This is a genomic window from Symplocastrum torsivum (assembly GCF_059505465.1).
On sequence record NZ_JCACKQ010000113.1, the window covers coordinates 51,592 to 68,459 of the forward strand.

The following is a 16,868-nucleotide window of genomic DNA, read 5'->3' on the forward strand; positions in this document are numbered from 1 at the left end:
TATGGGTTGCCGAAAAAGGGGTAGTTGACCCGGATTCGGTATGATTGCTCTCTCTACGACTACATCACCTAATGTGCAAAATCTTCTGCCTACTTCCCGCTTACATCTGACGACTAGCTAACTTGACCTAACTCTTCAATCATCTGCTGAACTTGAGCAGCAACTAAACGATCTGAATCCGCTTTCAATGCTGGTAACAACTCCATACAAGCACGAGGAGAAGCCGCTTTTAGATACGTCAAAACAGCTTCCCGAACAAAACCTATAGGATGACGTAGACATACTAGCGTTCCTTCTGGAGTTAGACTCCAGTGAGCAGCCCTCGCCAAATGAAAACAACAAGCTAAAGGCCAATCTGCCAAGAAATGGCGTAAATCAATCAACCGCCGTAAGCGATCGCTTGGACTCATCGGTTGATAAGGAACCAACTCCTCCAAGGAAGCAAGCTTCTCAGTCGTAGAACGGCGGTCTAAAATTGCCAAAAAGGCTCGTTTCTGTGGAATATCTATCGTATTATCCAGAATTTCTATCGCCAAGGCAATATTCGTCCGTGATTCCGACTCTAGATTGAAGGCAGCCGCTTGAATCGCGCTTACCGGATAAAGGAACTTCATTAACAAGAAGCACCGCTCAAACAAGTCAGTTTGTGTATCTTGTAGCGCCCGTCGTAGCAACTCTGCCTCTCGTCCAGAAATTTTATCTGCCCCTAGGTCGAGAAGCGCTGCATAAATCTGACCTAAAAACAATAACTCTTGCTCGATTAAGGTTTCTACTCCGCTACGACCCAAGCGGTCAAGTACTCCCTCAATCCCCGCTTCATTCGGGATTTTCAGGAGGATACGAAGAATATTACGGCGTGTCTTATCCCAACTCGTCATCAACTGTCGCACTAATTGGTTTAAGGCTTCTGGTGTCCCTACCTCACCCAATGCCGTCCAAGCTTGTAACCTCACCAAATCAGGTTTATGGGTATCTTCCGCCAACTCCAACAACAACGGAATAGCTTCATCCCCAAGACGAACTAAAGCCCCTCTAGCTGCCTCGCGAGTAGATTTGTAGTACAGTCCTCGAACCAGCGACGGATAATACTCTTCCAACCGTGTTGCCGCAATAACCTCAAGTAAGGCACAGCGCACTCGCAATGACTCATCCTGCAAAAGACTGGGAATATAAAGCCTAAGCGCTTGCAAATAATCAGCCTCTCCCAGCGCTCTAGTCGCCATCACCCGCTCACGTTCCCGTTTTGAGGTGAGCATCCGGCGCAGAGTATTCGTTGCTTCTGCCTTCTCTGTCGGTGTTCCTCGACGCAGAATTAAAGCCGCTGCTGTCCCTCGCACTGTTGGATCAACAGCCGAGTGCAGATAATGTTTAATTGCGCGAACCTCCAGTTCAGGTTGAGTTAGCCAAACATAGCGCAGTGCCAACGCAAGCACTTCTGCTGGTGGTTTTTGATCAATTAGGACTTGAACATCATTTAAGTAAGCTGGGTTGGGATTTTCTAGCATCGCCTCCAAACTCTGGCGCTGCAGTGCTACTGATAGCCGAGGCAATAGTGGTGCTAGCACTTCACCAACATTCGTTGGGTCAATTTGGTATAGCAGTTGAATACAAGAGCGTTTATCAGCTTCCGTACCCGGTTGCTCTAAGGCTTCTACCACTGCCCGCTTAAATGCCCGCAAGTCTACATCCGAAAAACCCAGCCGTCCTTGCTCAGCACTCTGAACCAGCAAACTGACATAACTTGAACGCAATAACCAGGCACTCAATAGCCAGATTAGCGAAAACATCACAATCGCAAAGATAAATACCCAACTTTGCCATTGCTGCAATATCACTTCCGACTGTCCTGGAAATACCCAGTGAAACAGCCAAATCGTTGCTAAAATCCCAATACCAGTAATGCCTGTGGTTGTCGGTTCAGCAATGCCCTGTACTGAAGTCTGGATGGAATTGCGGATGGCTTCTTGCAGAGGTTGGAAGAGTACGGGTTCAATGCCAGCGATTAAGGTATATCGCAATAGCTCATCAACGAACCTAAGCAAGATGAGTCCAATAAACAGCCCCGTAATCAATTCCGGTAAGGCAAAAACATTACGGATAAGCTCAATCACGAAATCTAGCAATCCCGTTAACGTCATCAAGCCTATGATTGACAACGAGGCGGGCAACATCATCGCAGCAACAAAGACGCCTAATCGGTCAATTGCCCGACTGGAGATAAACACTTGGCTAACGAGTTCAAATAGCCCAACACATCCGCTGAATAAACCCAGGAAACCTGCAATATCAGAGGCATCCAAGTTTTCCTCTAATTGACCGAGGTACTGAAATTCAATCAGGAGATAAAGCGCTTCACCCAGGATAAAAAAGGCAAATAAGGGAATAATGTACCGTCGCAGAGGTCCACTGGTACGACGGACGGTGAATTCGTCCTCCTCATCTTCCCACTGGCGCATTGGAGAGTTGGGAAAGGCTTGCTGATAGCGCTGAGCCAAGTAGAACAATGTTCCCGCCGCTAACAGCATCATGACAGCCGCGACAATAATTACATTTTCTAGCCCAACAAGGAATAGCAGAAGCGGCAAGGAGAAGCCTGAAATTACGTCTGCGACTAAAAGGCCACTAGAAATTAATGGGTAGGCGCGTTTAATCTCCCGAATATTGAACAGTTGATTGGCAGCGACTTGGGAATTGAGGTCGTTGAGGACTTCTACTGCATCCATCCACAAGCGCAAGAGAAAGACGGTACCCAAAGCAATGAGACCGTCTAAGTAATCAATATTTAGTGCCAGACGACAGATTACTAATGGGAAAGCCGTGAAAAATGCGATCGCCACCAAGACAATCCGCATTGGTAAGATGCTTTGTAGCCAGGAATACAAAACACCCAACCCAGAACACATCAAGGCACTGGCGATGTAAATGACTGGCAACCACTTGGCACTGTACTTGTCTAAGAACAGTGCCACTGTGCTGTGTTCAAACCAAAGCAGACCAATTGAGGTGACGGTGTAGAACACGAACATAAAGAATGTTCGTTCACCTTCTTCTGGGCGAAGATTCACCCATTGGAGGATTTTCCGTACCCAGACACCCTGAACATGAGCACGAGGTTGCAGTTTCATTTGTCAAATTTGTCAGTTGTCATTCGTCAGTTGCCAGTTGTTCCCCTGATGGTCACTGACCACTGACGACTGACCACTGACCATTAACCATTAATCATTTTTTTGGAGAAAGCAGCATCATCATGTTGCGACCTTCACGTTTTGGCGCTTGCTGGACTTCTGCTACTTGTTCCAAATCCGTTGCCATGCGCTTGAGCAAATCCTCGGCTAAGTCGCTATGTTGAATTTCTCGCCCTCGGAAGGTAATCGTGGCTTTGACCTTATCACCATCTTTGAGAAAACGCACCGCTTGATTGACACGAACCTGATAGTCGTGATCCTCAATCTTGTAGCGCATCTTCACTTCTTTGACATCAGCCGTATGCTGCTTCTTCCGGGCTTCGCGAGCTTTCTTTTCTTGCTCAAATTTGTACTTGCCGTAGTCCATGATGCGACACACTGGCGGATCTGCCTTGTCGCTAACTAAGACGAGATCCAACTCTTGTTCCTCAGCGATGCGTAAGGCTTCTTGAGGCGTGAGTATCCCCAACTGTCCTCCATCTTTGTCGATGGCTCGAATCTTGGGAAAGCGAATTCTTTCGTTAATTTGGGGTAGATCGCGTTGGCGTCTTTTATCAATCACAGGCGTTTGTTTGATTTGTAGGTGTTGGAGGGTTGATAAAGAGTAGGCTTAATGTACACTTGCCATTTTACTGAGTCTTATCAAATTTCTGTTGAGCTTGTTAATGTATCTTCCCAATCGCTGAGTGTAGGGAAACTCTATACGCTGTAAAGCCGTCATTCTAGGACACGCCGCTCAGGGGAAGTCATTAAAATGGAAGAGGGTTTGTAAACGTTCTTGAAGTTGAGGCTTTTTGTGATAACGTCCGTGCATTGGCAGCAACGAGTTGGTAGTCAACGGGACTGGGTTTGGCGAGGCTGGCAAACCCGCTATACCTATTTTCGCGCACCACAAGCCACTCAAGAAGAGCTAGCAACACCAGTTTTGCTACTGCATGGGTTTGGAGCCTCAATTGGACACTGGCGCCACAATTTAGAAGTGATTGGTCAACATCACACTGTTTATGCCTTGGATATGCTTGGGTTTGGTGCATCCCGAAAGGCATCTGCTAACTACAAGGTTGACCTCTGGGTAGACCAGGTTTATGAATTTTGGCAAACCTTTATCCGACAGCCAGTCGTTCTTGTCGGCAACTCCATTGGTTCGCTGGTTTGTCTTGCTGCTGCTGCCGCTCATCCAGAAATGGTGAAAGGCATTGCCATGATCAACTTACCTGATTTTTCGCTGCGAGAAGAGGCACTTCCTAGCTGGTTACGACCAATAGTTACAACGGTGGAAGGTCTAGTTGCATCACCTATCGTGTTAAAAAGCCTTTTTTATGTAGTACGACGCCCTCCAATTGTTCGTAAGTGGGTAGGGCTTGCTTATGCGACTCCCGCAGCGGTTACGGCTGAATTAGTGGAAATTTTAACAGGGCCAGCTCAAGATCGAGGAGCCGCAGCAACGTTTAGCGCCCTTTTTAAAGCAATGACCTCGGCTGAGTTTGGTCCTCGTGTCAAAACGGTCTTACCAACCTTAAATATGCCCCTACTTTTAATGTGGGGGCGTCAAGACCGGATGATTCCCCCGCAGTTAGCACGACAGTTTGTCACCCTTAACTCAAATTTAGAGTTAGTTGAGATAGATAATGCGGGTCACTGTCCCCAGGATGAATGCCCTGAGCAAGTGAATCAAGTTTTGTTAGATTGGCTTGCTGCTAAGTGTACAAATACAAAAGACACCAGAGCCTCGTCACTATCTGCGACGACTTAAATGCTGAAATTGTCTTCATTAGCTGTATTGTCTTAGCGCATTGCAACAACAATTGCAAATGTCAGCTAGCTATGACATAGATGCTTATATTGGCATTTGATTACGTTAAAAAGCTCTCTACCAACGAGGCGTAGTAGAGAGCATAGAGACTAAATCTGATTAATGCCGTTTCGCCTGTGAAGAGAAAAATTTAGCCAATACTTACCTGGTTTGTTTCAACGCCAGTTGCACCACTAACACCTCTTGCAACACTAACCATTTTGTCAAGAATGGCTTGGCTGGGAACTTTACCTTTGAAAACAACAGTGCCGCCAGTTTGGGCAACATAAAGGGTATCAACATCATCCAGATCTGGGTCTTCATCAAACGCTAAAGCAACCCGCTTAGCAAGACCACTTTGGTCGTATTCTCCATTCAAACCAACTCGCTCTGGAGGAACCTGTTCTGTTTGGGCACCACCAGTAGCTGCGGGCGCTTGAGTTGCTGTAGGCTGAGCAGCCGGAGGATTAACCTGGGCATTCTTGGGTTTGCCCATACCAAATAGTCTTTGTAACCAACCCATAGTTTTTACACTCCAATAACACTAGATCGTCTTACATCTTATGGGATTATGGATAAATCTTGAAATCAAGCGCATCTGCCCAAAAACATATTAAGGTTTCGTTAATACTCTGACTTTTGGTGTAGGAGTTCCTCTAGCTACAAATTACTTGTTCATGAGCAGTAGTAGTTTGGGTGGTTTTGCCGTTGTGATAGACCGCGATAAGATAGAAAGTTCTACGCTAAAATGACTTCAAAATTTTGGCGATCGCTCACATCAGCGCGGTGTCCTTGTTCTAACCAATGAAACATACTCTTTCAGTTTTGGTCGAAGATGAAGCCGGAGTCCTAACCCGAATTGCCGGATTATTTGCCCGTCGTGGCTTTAACATTGAAAGTCTCGCTGTCGGTCCAGCCGAGCAGGTGGGTATCTCCCGGATTACGATGGTGGTACCCGGAGATGACAACAGTATTGAGCAGTTGACCAAGCAACTCTACAAGCTAATCAACGTACTGAAAGTACAAGACATCACCACTACCCCCTGTGTTGAACGGGAATTGATGCTGATTAAGGTGAATGCGACGAGTTCAACGCGCTCAGAAATTATTGAACTGGCTCAGGTATTCCGTGCCCGTGTAGTAGATATTGCTGAGGATTCCCTGACTATAGAAGTTGTGGGAGACCCTGGTAAGATCGTTGCGATCGTCCAGGTTTTAGGTAAGTTTGGTATCCGTGAAATCGCCCGTACTGGCAAAATCGCTCTAACTCGTGAGTCAGGGGTGAATACCGAATATCTCAAATCTCTGGAAGCAAAGATTTAGTTGAACGCTAGAGGTTCCGAGATAAAAGTTTCTCACCCGTTGCGAACGCAGGAAAAGGAAGGGGAGAGTTTATTACTGTGAGTTCTCTCAATAGACCCATCTTGAAAGTCTACTTTCATCCTTTTGTTGTGACCGTAGCTCATGGTGCCTCTTGCAAAAATCCTTGAAGGGCGAAGCATTCGTGTAAAAATTCCCTCATAAGTGCCGTAAATCAAGGCACGAATGCTTTGCCCCTACTGATATAGCAGTCGCCAAGGCGACTGTTGACTCTCGCCAAATACTGAAACCAAGACCCATCAATATGCATCCCTTCTGCCCTCTGCCTTTTGCTATACATTTCGACTTTTGCAAGAGACTCAATGAGCGAACGCTCGTTTCACGACTTCTTCGTGAAGACTTTCTTGGCAGCTTTCGGACTCCTTTATCTGCACTGGCAGCACAATAGAGAATTCTGTTCCCTCTCCTGGTGTTGAAAAACATTTCAAGTGTCCACCGTGTTTGTCAACAACAATCTGAAAGCTGATTGACAAACCTAACCCTGTCCCTTTACCCACCGACTTGGTTGTAAAAAAGGGGTCAAATATCTGTTGTTGCATCTGAGGCGGTATTCCAGGCCCATTATCTATGATGCGAATAAGTACTGTGTTGTCATCTTGGGCTTCTGTAAGAATCCGGATTGCCGGTTTTTGCGGAGCGACTTGAGGTACAGATGTTGAGGTATTCACACAGCCGCTTCTCGTTTCCTGTTCAAGGATAGAATCTGTTTCTCGTGCTTCTTCTAAAGCATCGATTGCATTGCTGAGAATATTCATGAACACTTGGTTGAGTTGCCCTGCATAGCACTCGACTGGCGGCAACATTCCATACTCTTTGATAACCTGAATTCCTGGATTTCCGGCTCTTGCTTTTAAGCGGTGCTGTAACAGAAGTAAGGTGTTATCAATACCTTGGTGCAAATCCACAGGTGCCCTAGCTGCCTTGTCCAAGCGAGAAAAGTTTCGCAACGACAGCACCAACTGACGAATCCGTTCTGCACCAAGCTGCATTGAATCCATAACTTTCGGTAAGTCCCTGCTGAGGAAATCTAAGTCAATTGCCTCGACTTCGGCTTGAATTGCGGGTGCTGGGTTGGGATACTGCTGTCTGTAGAGGTCAATGAGGTGTAGCAGGTCTTGAGTGTAATGAGTTGCGTGGGGGATATTACCGTAGATAAAAGAGACAGGATTGTTGATTTCATGGGCAATCCCAGCCACCAATAACCCCAAACTCGACATTTTCTCGGTTTGGATTAATTGAGTTTGAGTCTCTTGCAGTTCGTGTAAGGCTTGTTCTAGCTGAGCGGCTTTTTCTCGCAATTGTGCTTCTGATTGTATAAGGGCAGCTTCTGCTTCTTTTCGTTCTGTAATGTCGCGGGAGTTAACAACTAAGCGGGTGGGTGCATCCATCAATAGATTGCTGTAGGTTGACTCCAAATAGCGCCATGAGCCTTCCTTGTGCCGGAAGCGTAGTTCTATTGAAAACTCAGTGGTTGGGTCTTGAACGACTCGTTGAAGGTCATCTTTGACTAAAGAAACATCGTCTGGATGCAGAAATTCAAAGGTATTTTTGCCAATCAACTCCTTTGGCTTGTAGCCCAAAATATTTTGCAGCGCAGGGCTTGCATAGCGAATTGTGCCATCTGCTTCCAAAATGGTGATCAAGTTAGAGCTGTTTTGCAAAAGCGATCGCCATTTGGCTTCATTCTGTGCCCAAACGGCTGCCTCTCGCTTACGTTCCTCTTCAACACCAATGGCAGCAGCGATAATCCCCATCAGCTTTTTGTCGGCTTCACTCGGCACAAAATTGTTTTGATAAAGCACACACAGTGAACCAACATATTCACCACTGCATCTGACGGCTTTTCCTACATACGTTTGCAACTGACAAGAAAGAATCAAAGGATTGTTTTGAGCATAATTTGAGTTTTGCAGGTCGTTAAACACGAATACTTGTTCGCCGCCCTGCTGAATAACCTCCTTGCAGATTTGGTTTTTCGGTTCGCTAACAATACTAAAATCCGGTGGTGTACGCCATTGACCGAATGACCAAAGTAAGCCTTGATGCAGTCGATTGTAGAGTGCCCAAGTCCCAGCCAGTAATTCTCCTGCTAGTGCGGTTAGGCAATTAATATTCTCATCGGGGTCTGCACCCAGCCGAGAAAAGCATTCATAAATTCTTGAGAGTTGTTCTCCAACCTTGAGGTTGGTAATGTCGCTTAAGTTGCAAATGATTTCCTCCAGACAACCATCTGAGTTGATCATTGGTACAGTATTGACCGACAACCAGATGCGATCGCGATTTGTCGGTCGATAAACACCTAAAACTAAGTTGCGTATCGCCTTACGGGTTGAAAGCAGCAGCAATGCTTGTCTTGCCCGTACTGGTGCCGACTGAAGCTTGAGTTGGAACGGTGTTCCATCTTCTTGGATCACATGCCAATCGGGGTCAAGTGGCGTTTGACCAACTAACTGAGTGTATGTTAGTCCCAGCAGATTCAGTGCTGCCTGATTCACTGAGCGGATTTCACCCTGCCCTCCCATAACCAACACACCAAGGGGTAACTCTTGGAAGGAAGTTTCCAAAGGGGTGTCACCCTTAGCTGCGAGGGCAGCATTTTGCTGATCAAGTTTTAGAGGTAACATAGCTTCCTATCAGGGGGGCTGGGTGAATATCTGGAGTCTTTTTCCTATTGACTCTTGTGTAGCTTTTTCAGATGTTGAATTGGATACACCCTGAGTAAGAACTTTCTACTTTATGTCTTCTTATTTTGATTTTACGAGCTAAAATCTTTTCTGCTGAAAGGTAGATGCCAAATTATCAAAATTCCCACTCTAATTAAAATAGATTAACATCTCTGACGAGAATAACTGAAGGAATTTTAGAATTTTTTTATCAATAGTAGAAGTAAATGCAAATCTCCAAACTAGCTCCTAGCCTACACCACACTGACCTAGCTTTAAGAATTTGCTTGGCTTTACGTCCTCAACATTTCTTAACAAAAAAAGCTTTCTTATACGCCCAGAGCCAGTTTGCCTGTTAACAACTTGGTTGTCAATTCTGTAAAATTCCTAGACGAAAATAATGTCGCTTCTATATACGAAAAAGCAGTAACAAGGAACAAGAAGTAATAATCTTATACCTCATTACAACGTTGGTAAACCACACCCGATAGGATGATGCCGTTAGGGATTATAAAGCCTAACAGGGCTACTTAAGATAAATCAATAAATTCAGTCCTGGAATAGTCCGAGAAAGAGTCCATAGGAGAAGCGCAAGATAAAGAATTCCTAAACCCCATTGATACCAAACCAGAGTAGTGATGATGCCAGGAAGGTGTTCATCTCGCAAACGGATATCATTGAAGCCAAATTTCAGCAAGTTATTGAGGCTGAAGTCATAGTAATTGAGCCAGTTCCAGCGACGATCCCAAAGGATAGGCATATAGCGATCGCGAAAAAAGGGGAACCGAGGCACCACAGGTAAGCGTCCGATTAACAAACGCAACTGGCGCAAACTTCCGTCTTCAACAAAGTAAGTCACATCGATCAAATCGTGATAGCGACCTTGTTGATAGAGTCGCCACAATAGCATTAAGGGAATTGGCACAAGAATTCCTCCTAAACACAAAAGTGTTAACCAAGGTTGTTCACCACTGCGAAAGATCGCAATCACTCCAGTGAACGTTAGTAAAGCGTAACTCCCTAACATACAAACCGTTTCTAAGTACGTCGGGAGAATTGGTTGAGGAAATCGCCGCCGCCAGCGATCGAGTAGCCAGAACAGGAAACCAAAATAAGCGATCGCACAGCAGCCAACCCCAAACACTAGCCAAAAACTCGTACCATACTCACTCAACAGCAGCAGGAAACCTAAGGCTACCCAGTGCAATGCATCGTTTACCCAATAGGAATGACTTCTATCGTCGCCTCTACCCCCCAAAATACGACTAGCGAGTTGCTCTCGCCGCAAGCGTTGGGTAGTGTACTCCAATCGATTGGCATCAGCAATTTGCTCTTGTTCTCGAAAGTTCCGCACTAGATTACGAAGAACGTCCTCATTACCTTGCAGCATTGGGATATAGAGAACGCGACCAATTTGACCCGCATCGCCAAAAATTTTCGCTTGGTCAGAGTCAAACGTTAAACCTGCAACATCTAGGTAAGCATCTGGAGCAAACCGCGCATTGCTAAAATCCACTTGGTCAAGGAGACTGACACCCCGCAAGAGTACAGGTTCCTGGAACTGGCTTTCGCGAAAAGTGGTGGACTTTTCCAACGTAACGTCAGTGAGAATTAACGAGTGAGCAAACAGACTTTTGCTCATCAATAAGCGATCGCGCCAGTTCGCTTGAGAAAAATTCACATCTTGAAGCCACTCTATCCGTGTGAAGTTCGCTAGGCGTTTAAACTCTGCCCCACTAAAACTTGCTTTAGCCTCAAAAGTAGCGCCTGTAAAGTTAGCAACACCTTGAAAATGTGTCTGATTAAATCCAGCTTTGGCAAAGAAGGTGGTGTTACAAAAATTCACATCTTGTTTAAACGTTGCCTCTGTCAAATCGGCTAATCTGCCGAAGCGAGTGTGCGACCAGTTTCCTTCCTGAACAAAAGTAGCGAATGGTGCTTCTAGCCGATGGAGAAAGAACGTATTGGCAAAATTAACGGTACCTGTGAAGCGGGTATGTACAAGTTTAATGGGTCCTCGAAAAATTGTGATTGGGCTGTCCTGTTCAGTGAGTTCAGTCAAAAAGCGATCGTCACGTTGTAATTGTTCTTGTTCAGTGGGTGTCAACAACGGGGATAGTGCAGGTGCATAAAGAGGCGATCGCAACCCCACGCGACTAGCAGTAAACTCACCTTGAATCAAGGATTCACTCAAATCTATACCAAGAGGAATTTTTGAGCGATTAATTTGGGTTTGCAACTGCTGGTAGAACTGGTCACGAAAATCAGCATTGTCATTAGTCAAGTCAATAACTAGCTGCCGAAGGTCAATCATATAAACCCCGTCACTAGGAAGGGGCGACTTAATTCGTTCTTGCAGCAGTTCAAACGTAAGAATCGTTCGTTCTGGTGGGGTTGCTGCCCATGTTGGTGTAGAAAGCAAAAGCAGGAGCAAAATCAGGAATAATCCAACTCGATGAATTTTTCTAACTAAAAGCATCAGTTTTTCAAGGGAAAGGGGAAAACTCTTAGAGAGTGCAAGCACCTTTATCAAACAGAACCAACCTAATGCTGAAGCATTTATTAACAAAATTTTTACCCTTATTAGTGGGAGCAATGCTTATTGCTATAGGAATCACGCAATTTACCACAACTCAAGCCACCACGACTTTCTCTTACGCTGTAACTGACCTAGGTACCCTTGGCGGTGACAAAAGTGTTGCCTATGACCTAAATGACTCAGCACAAGCTGTAGGTTATTCAACCGTTAATATTGGATCTAGAACGAACGCCGTATTGTGGAGCAACGGCACGCTAACTGACTTAAAGCAGTTTAGCGGTATCCCTTATAACGATGGTGTAGGGATTAACAATGTAGGACAGGTAGTTTGTAATATCCAGTTCGGTTCACATACCGGTGGACGAATTCCCTATATATGGCAAAACGGTAACGTAACTAACATCTTTCAAAGTAACCAGAGCGGCTATGCCACTGCAATTAATAACGTAGGACAGGTAGTTGGCTGGGATGTTAGTCTATCAGCCTTTATTTGGCAGAATGGCTCGACGACTTACCTCAATTCTCTCGGTGATAACACCAGCAACAATAATGATAGAGCTTCAGACATCAACAACAAAGGACAGATAGTCGGCTATGCATCTACCAATAATGGCAATCAGTTGCACGCCGTTTTGTGGGAAAACAATACGGTAACTGACTTGGGTACCCTTCCTGGTGGTAGTAATAGCGAAGCCTTAGGCATTAATAAAGCGAGTGCGGTAGTCGGTTGGTCAGAAACCAGCAGTGGGATTAAACACGCTGTCTCCTGGCAAAATAATCAGATAACTGATTTAGGAACTTTTGATGGTAACGCGACTAAGGCAACTGACATCAATAATCGTGCAACAATAGTCGGTTATTCATTCACCGTCAATAACTACTCTAATGAGGTTCCTCTGCACGCTTTCGTATCGAGAAATGGCAGAATGGTAGACCTCAATAACCTATTGGCTGCAAATTCTGGATGGGAACTTAATGTGGCTCATGCGATTAATAATCGAGGGCAGATTGTGGGCAGTGGACAAAAAGACGGTCAAACCAGAGCTTTTCTCCTAACGCCTGTTAGAGTTACTCGTTAGGGAACAAAAGCATAGAACAGTAGGACTTACGCAAAATTATCCATCAAAGGCTAGATGTAGTAGGGTGCGTTAAATAACGCACCCGACAAGTAGATTTGCTGCGTTTGAAACTAACTTTCCTGTCTGAGCAACAGAACTATTCGATGAGCAGAGCGATTTTGCCAGTGATTGAGCCAGATTCTAAGACTTTATGAGCCGCTGCTGCATCTTTTAGCGGGAAAGTTTGGCTGAGGTGAATTTTGAGCTTACCTTCATCAATCCAACTTGCACACTGCTTGAGAATCTCGGCTTGGTGTTGTTGGGCGGCAACAAGTCCTTGAAACATTGGAGTCAGCATTAATTCCAGGCTGATTCGGAGATTACGCGATCGCGCTATTTTCCAATTAGCATGAGCAGGGTCAGGCTCAAGAATGGTCACCACATCCCCATATACCCGCACGGCTGGGAATGTATCGTAGAAAGTTTTCCCCCCGACCATATCAAAGGCAAGGTCTACTCCCTCTCCTCCAGTCCAGTCTAAGCTAGCTTTTACAAAGTCAGTTTGCGTGTAAAGAATTGGATGGTCAGCACCTAACTGACGAACAAATCGTACTTTCTCCTGAGAACTGACCGTTGTGCAAACTTCAGCACCTTTGAGTTTTGCCAGTTGAATCGCGACGTGACCAACACCTCCAGCCCCGGCATGAATCAGGACTCGTTGCCCAGATTCCAGCCTTCCTCTGTCGTAGAGAGCTTCCCAAGCGGTAATGAGTACTAAGGGCGCTGCCGCCGCTTCAGTAAAGGAAAGCGAAGTTGGTTTGTGGGCAACCATTCGCTCCTCAACCACGGCAAACTCTGCATAATTGCCAGTACCAGATACGCCAATCCCACCAGCACAGAAATACACTTCATCGCCAACTTGAAAGTGCTGGACACCGGAACCAATGGCTTCTACAACACCCGCACCATCGCAACCTAAGATAGCTGGCATTTGGTCAGGATAAAAAGTACCTCTACCACGTAGTTTCGTATCAATAGGGTTAATCCCAGCAGCGTGAAGACGTACTAGGAGTTCAGTATCATTTTGAATTTTAGGGTCTGGGACTTCCTGAAGTTGTAGAACTTCTGGTTCGCCAGCTTCTGTCATCAGAACAGCTTTCATCGGGTCTTTGTGTTGGTAAGACGAGAATTTTCTAATAGAAACTCTACCGCAACTGTAGGAATGCATAGCCATAACTAAAGAGGGGCAACCCTAGGAGGATTGCCCTAATCGTGTTGGTGTTTCAATAGAGAACACCTATTCAAAAACTACAAGTCTTCAAGTTTATTCTGAACTCTTACACGTTCTTGGAGGAGACTTCGGCGTGCTTGTCCAGTCGAGCTTTCACATTGTATTCAGCACTACTGCTATCGTATCCTGTTTCAGCCGTGCCTTCTGTTGGGCCACCAACTGCTTTCCAACCAGCCAATCCGCCTCTTAGTTCGGAAATTGCTGTAAATCCAGCCTCACGAAGCTTACTAGCAGCTTGTGCTGTTTGTTCGTCAGTGTCACCGTAAACATATATTTCGCGCTGAGGCTCTAAGCTGGAAGTCACTCTATTGGGTAAATCGTCAAGTGGCATTGTGATTGCACCCAAGATCCGGGATGCGTTAAAAGCAGTGCGCTCGCGTACATCCACTACTGTAAAAGCAGGTTCACCCCATTCGAGACGAGATTTGAGAGCCTGAGCACTTGAAATAGGGGTTTCCTGAGCTGAGGGAGTAGGAGTCACCTCAGGAAGTTTGTCTTTGGCGTTGAGAATAGTTTTTTCGACTTCTGACATAAAGATTTATCAACCTTAAATTACATTAACTGCAATTTATCAAGGTCTCCTTACTTAACCTTCCTTCTTGAGACGGAGGGTTTGAATTATCTATCTTGAGGAAGAATTAATCATTAGTTGCTGTTAGTAAAAATGCTAAGCGATTGGACACAAACGTCAGCATGTCCTGGTTTAATCTGAAGCGAAGCTATGTCTAAAGGAAGAGAATAGCGATATAAATGAAGGTTGTCTTATGGATCCAGCAAATAAATATAAAAATAGCAGATAAGTCTAGAAAGACTTAACGTAATTCAAAGCCAAGATTATTCAGTGCCTCACGTAAGCGATCGCGTCCTGTCAACGAGCTAGGAGTGGCAACCCGTTTGGATGAGTGTTCTGCCCAGTCACCTGTAACATTCATCTGTTGCTCAGTATAGAAGGCTGTCATCACTTCGTTGTAATAAGCGATCGCCTCATCCTGCTCACTTAGCTTATAGTTTTCGTGATGTAATACTGCTGACTGTGGTAAACGAGGCTTCACTGCTGCCGCCACAGTTGGATCAGGATAGCCCACGCACATCCCAAATACAGCAAAGACATGAGGCGGTAAACCAATTGTTGCTGCAACTTCCTCAGGGTGGTTACGCATCCCACCAATGTAGACAATTCCTAAGCCAAGCGACTCTGCGGCAACGGCAGCATTTTGCGCTGCCAACGCCGCATCAACTGTCGCCATTACAAATATCTCTAAGTAGTCCAAGCCCTCATGCGATAGTCCCCGACTTTCGGCAACAAAAGCAAGGCGAGCCAAATCAGCTAACCAAACTAGAAATAAAGGACACTGCCGAATATGCGCTTGGTTTCCCGCTAACTCGGATAACCGATTTTTGCGCTCTTGGTTCTCGACTGCAACTACACTCCACGTTTGAAGATTAGACGAAGTAGCAGCAGATTGAGCTGCCGCAACGATGAGTTCTAGCGTTTCTTCCGGTAGAGGGTTAGGTAAATAAGCACGAATCGAGCGATGGGACAGCAGTGTTGTCAGAGAGTCATTCCACTCAATCTCTGGAGCAAAAAAGTTATCACCGTAGCGCGATCGCAACAGTTCAGTTGGGTGAGGCATAATTCCCTTTTAGAGATAAGTACGTCAGTATTAATATTTGTCGTTGAGGCAAGGCAGAGGGCAGAGGGCAGAGGGCAGAAGGAATAAAAGTTTTTCTCTCATCATCGAGGTATGCAATTTAGATGCGTCTCAGCTTATCTTTTTTCCAACAACAAACAACAAACAACAAACAACTAACTACTACTCAAGCAAGTCCGGTTCTTCACGCACAATCCTGTCGTAAAGCGGCTGAAAGCTAAACCATCCACTTGAATGTGTCCCAATTTGAGTTTGTGCAAGACGCGCATTTTCAGGGTCAATGGAAATGGGTTTGCCTGCTGCCTCCGCAAGAAGTTGAGCTTGGCAGGAACGCTCAAAGGTAATGAACCACCAAGCGGCTTCATCAACCGAGTGACCAACTGTAAGCAAGCCGTGATTTCGTAAGATTACCGCTTTGCGATCGCCTAAAACCTCAGCAATCCGCTTACCTTCTGAGGTATCCAGCACAACGCCTTTGTAGTCATCAAATAAGCTATGGTCTTCGTAGAATGTACAAGCATCTTGAGTCAAGGGGTCAAGCAGACGACCCAAGCTTGACCAAGCTTTACCGTAAAGTGAATGAGCGTGTGCAGCAGCGATAATATCAGGTCTAGCATTGTGAACTTGGGAGTGGATAGCAAAGGCAGCTTGATTGACAGGACGATTCCCCTTCACCACCTCGCCTGTATCATCCACCAAAATCAAGTCAGAAACACGAATATGACCGAAGTACATCCCGAACGGATTGACCCAAAAATGATCGGTAAATTCCGGGTCACGCGCTGTGATATGTCCTGCTATGCCTTCACTAAATCCAAATCGGGCAAAAAGGCGGAATGCAGCAGCAAGACGCTGTTTGCGGTGGAGGCGTTCTTCCTCAACTCGCTCAAATACGGGTGGCATTGGTCGATCAAACTGAGGCATAGTTCTCTTCGTCCTTACAGGGGGCGTTTGAGTATCCAGAGCGAAATGACCGGACACTGTGGGATTCTGGGGTAAATTGGTGTCGCCAGATGCAGCCAGTGTCGTTGCCAAGGAGAGGGATAGATACTGATGCACTCTGGGATATTGTCTTAACCGCATGTATATCACCATCTGGGGGTAGGAGATGGTAGATATCACCAGGTTGAAGCGATCGCTTTTCAACAACCTCTAATTCCGCGTGTCCTTCTGACTTACCATTATCCAAGCGGCGATAAACGGCAAATACTTGTCGTTCACAATGCACAATAACTTTACTCTACTAAAGAACAGTGAATGGGTCGGAATACTGTTCTTTGTCATTAAGCTCGTAAAAGCCTCGCACGA

General features: G+C 45.6%; 13 protein-coding genes. 3 read left to right on the forward strand and 10 right to left on the reverse strand.

The features are described 5' to 3' along the window. Nucleotides 1-113 precede the first annotated feature (113 nt). Nucleotides 114-3,125: a HEAT repeat domain-containing protein gene (locus tag AC5JL3_RS26610; protein WP_496077342.1), complete on the reverse strand. Its 3,012-nt coding sequence runs from the start codon at nucleotides 3,123-3,125 to the stop codon at nucleotides 114-116. A gap of 94 nt (nucleotides 3,126-3,219) precedes the next feature. Further along, a complete protein-coding gene (gene infC, locus AC5JL3_RS26615; RefSeq protein ID WP_496077488.1) occupies nucleotides 3,220-3,762 on the reverse strand; it encodes a translation initiation factor IF-3 in 543 nt (180 codons plus the stop codon). A gap of 219 nt (nucleotides 3,763-3,981) precedes the next feature. On the opposite strand from infC, the gene AC5JL3_RS26620 reads away from it, so the two are divergent. Further along, nucleotides 3,982-4,938, forward strand: a complete 957-nt coding sequence (locus tag AC5JL3_RS26620) for an alpha/beta fold hydrolase (protein ID WP_496077343.1) — start codon at nucleotides 3,982-3,984, stop codon at nucleotides 4,936-4,938. Nucleotides 4,939-5,128: 190 nt separating this feature from the next. Here AC5JL3_RS26620 and AC5JL3_RS26625 read toward each other — a convergent pair whose 3' ends face one another. Continuing rightward, nucleotides 5,129-5,500 (reverse strand): BON domain-containing protein, encoded by a 372-nt coding sequence (locus tag AC5JL3_RS26625; RefSeq protein ID WP_496077344.1) that lies wholly within the window; start codon nucleotides 5,498-5,500, stop codon nucleotides 5,129-5,131. 281 nt (nucleotides 5,501-5,781) lie between these two features. Between AC5JL3_RS26625 and ilvN the strand changes: the two genes are divergently transcribed. Beyond that, nucleotides 5,782-6,300, forward strand: a complete 519-nt coding sequence (gene ilvN, locus AC5JL3_RS26630) for an acetolactate synthase small subunit (RefSeq protein WP_496077345.1) — start codon at nucleotides 5,782-5,784, stop codon at nucleotides 6,298-6,300. A gap of 356 nt (nucleotides 6,301-6,656) precedes the next feature. Here ilvN and AC5JL3_RS26635 read toward each other — a convergent pair whose 3' ends face one another. Continuing rightward, entirely contained in the window at nucleotides 6,657-8,981 is a 2,325-nt protein-coding gene (locus AC5JL3_RS26635) for a PAS domain S-box protein (RefSeq protein WP_496077346.1), read from the reverse strand. Between the two features lie 565 nt (nucleotides 8,982-9,546). Continuing rightward, on the reverse strand, nucleotides 9,547-11,499 hold the full coding sequence (locus AC5JL3_RS26640) for a pentapeptide repeat-containing protein (RefSeq protein ID WP_496077347.1): 1,953 nt from the start codon (nucleotides 11,497-11,499) through the stop codon (nucleotides 9,547-9,549). A 68-nt stretch (nucleotides 11,500-11,567) separates the two neighbouring features. On the opposite strand from AC5JL3_RS26640, the gene AC5JL3_RS26645 reads away from it, so the two are divergent. Next, the gene (locus AC5JL3_RS26645) at nucleotides 11,568-12,638 is read left to right on the forward strand and encodes a hypothetical protein (RefSeq protein WP_496077348.1); all 1,071 of its coding nucleotides are present in this window, start codon (nucleotides 11,568-11,570) and stop codon (nucleotides 12,636-12,638) included. A 136-nt stretch (nucleotides 12,639-12,774) separates the two neighbouring features. Here AC5JL3_RS26645 and AC5JL3_RS26650 read toward each other — a convergent pair whose 3' ends face one another. From AC5JL3_RS26650 to AC5JL3_RS26670, 5 genes are all read right to left on the reverse strand, one after another. Continuing rightward, nucleotides 12,775-13,779: a zinc-dependent alcohol dehydrogenase family protein gene (locus AC5JL3_RS26650; RefSeq protein WP_496077349.1), complete on the reverse strand. Its 1,005-nt coding sequence runs from the start codon at nucleotides 13,777-13,779 to the stop codon at nucleotides 12,775-12,777. Nucleotides 13,780-13,954: 175 nt separating this feature from the next. Beyond that, nucleotides 13,955-14,440: a rhodanese-like domain-containing protein gene (locus AC5JL3_RS26655; RefSeq protein ID WP_192222591.1), complete on the reverse strand. Its 486-nt coding sequence runs from the start codon at nucleotides 14,438-14,440 to the stop codon at nucleotides 13,955-13,957. Between the two features lie 280 nt (nucleotides 14,441-14,720). Further along, nucleotides 14,721-15,542 (reverse strand): NADPH-dependent oxidoreductase, encoded by an 822-nt coding sequence (locus AC5JL3_RS26660; RefSeq protein ID WP_496077350.1) that lies wholly within the window; start codon nucleotides 15,540-15,542, stop codon nucleotides 14,721-14,723. A 180-nt stretch (nucleotides 15,543-15,722) separates the two neighbouring features. After that, nucleotides 15,723-16,484 carry a class II aldolase/adducin family protein gene (locus AC5JL3_RS26665; RefSeq protein WP_496077351.1) on the reverse strand — a complete coding sequence of 254 codons (762 nt, stop codon included), beginning with the start codon at nucleotides 16,482-16,484 and terminating at the stop codon, nucleotides 15,723-15,725. Further along, entirely contained in the window at nucleotides 16,471-16,788 is a 318-nt protein-coding gene (locus AC5JL3_RS26670) for a hypothetical protein (protein ID WP_496077352.1), read from the reverse strand. The genes AC5JL3_RS26665 and AC5JL3_RS26670 overlap by 14 nt, the downstream gene beginning before the upstream one ends. Between the last annotated feature and the right edge of the window lie 80 nt (nucleotides 16,789-16,868).

Bases quoted from the DNA above. Each gene is read 5' to 3' on its own strand.
- AC5JL3_RS26660 (WP_496077350.1), bottom strand. From the start codon at position 15,542: ATGCCTCACCCAACTGAACTGTTGCGATCGCGCTACGGTGATAACTTT.
- AC5JL3_RS26650 (WP_496077349.1), bottom strand. From the start codon at position 13,779: ATGAAAGCTGTTCTGATGACAGAAGCTGGCGAACCAGAAGTTCTACAA.
- ilvN (WP_496077345.1), top strand. From the start codon at position 5,782: ATGAAACATACTCTTTCAGTTTTGGTCGAAGATGAAGCCGGAGTCCTA.
- AC5JL3_RS26625 (WP_496077344.1), bottom strand. From the start codon at position 5,500: ATGGGTTGGTTACAAAGACTATTTGGTATGGGCAAACCCAAGAATGCC.
- AC5JL3_RS26645 (WP_496077348.1), top strand. From the start codon at position 11,568: ATGCTGAAGCATTTATTAACAAAATTTTTACCCTTATTAGTGGGAGCA.
- AC5JL3_RS26655 (WP_192222591.1), bottom strand. From the start codon at position 14,440: ATGTCAGAAGTCGAAAAAACTATTCTCAACGCCAAAGACAAACTTCCT.
- AC5JL3_RS26665 (WP_496077351.1), bottom strand. From the start codon at position 16,484: ATGCCTCAGTTTGATCGACCAATGCCACCCGTATTTGAGCGAGTTGAG.
- AC5JL3_RS26610 (WP_496077342.1), bottom strand. From the start codon at position 3,125: ATGAAACTGCAACCTCGTGCTCATGTTCAGGGTGTCTGGGTACGGAAA.
- AC5JL3_RS26635 (WP_496077346.1), bottom strand. From the start codon at position 8,981: ATGTTACCTCTAAAACTTGATCAGCAAAATGCTGCCCTCGCAGCTAAG.
- AC5JL3_RS26640 (WP_496077347.1), bottom strand. From the start codon at position 11,499: ATGCTTTTAGTTAGAAAAATTCATCGAGTTGGATTATTCCTGATTTTG.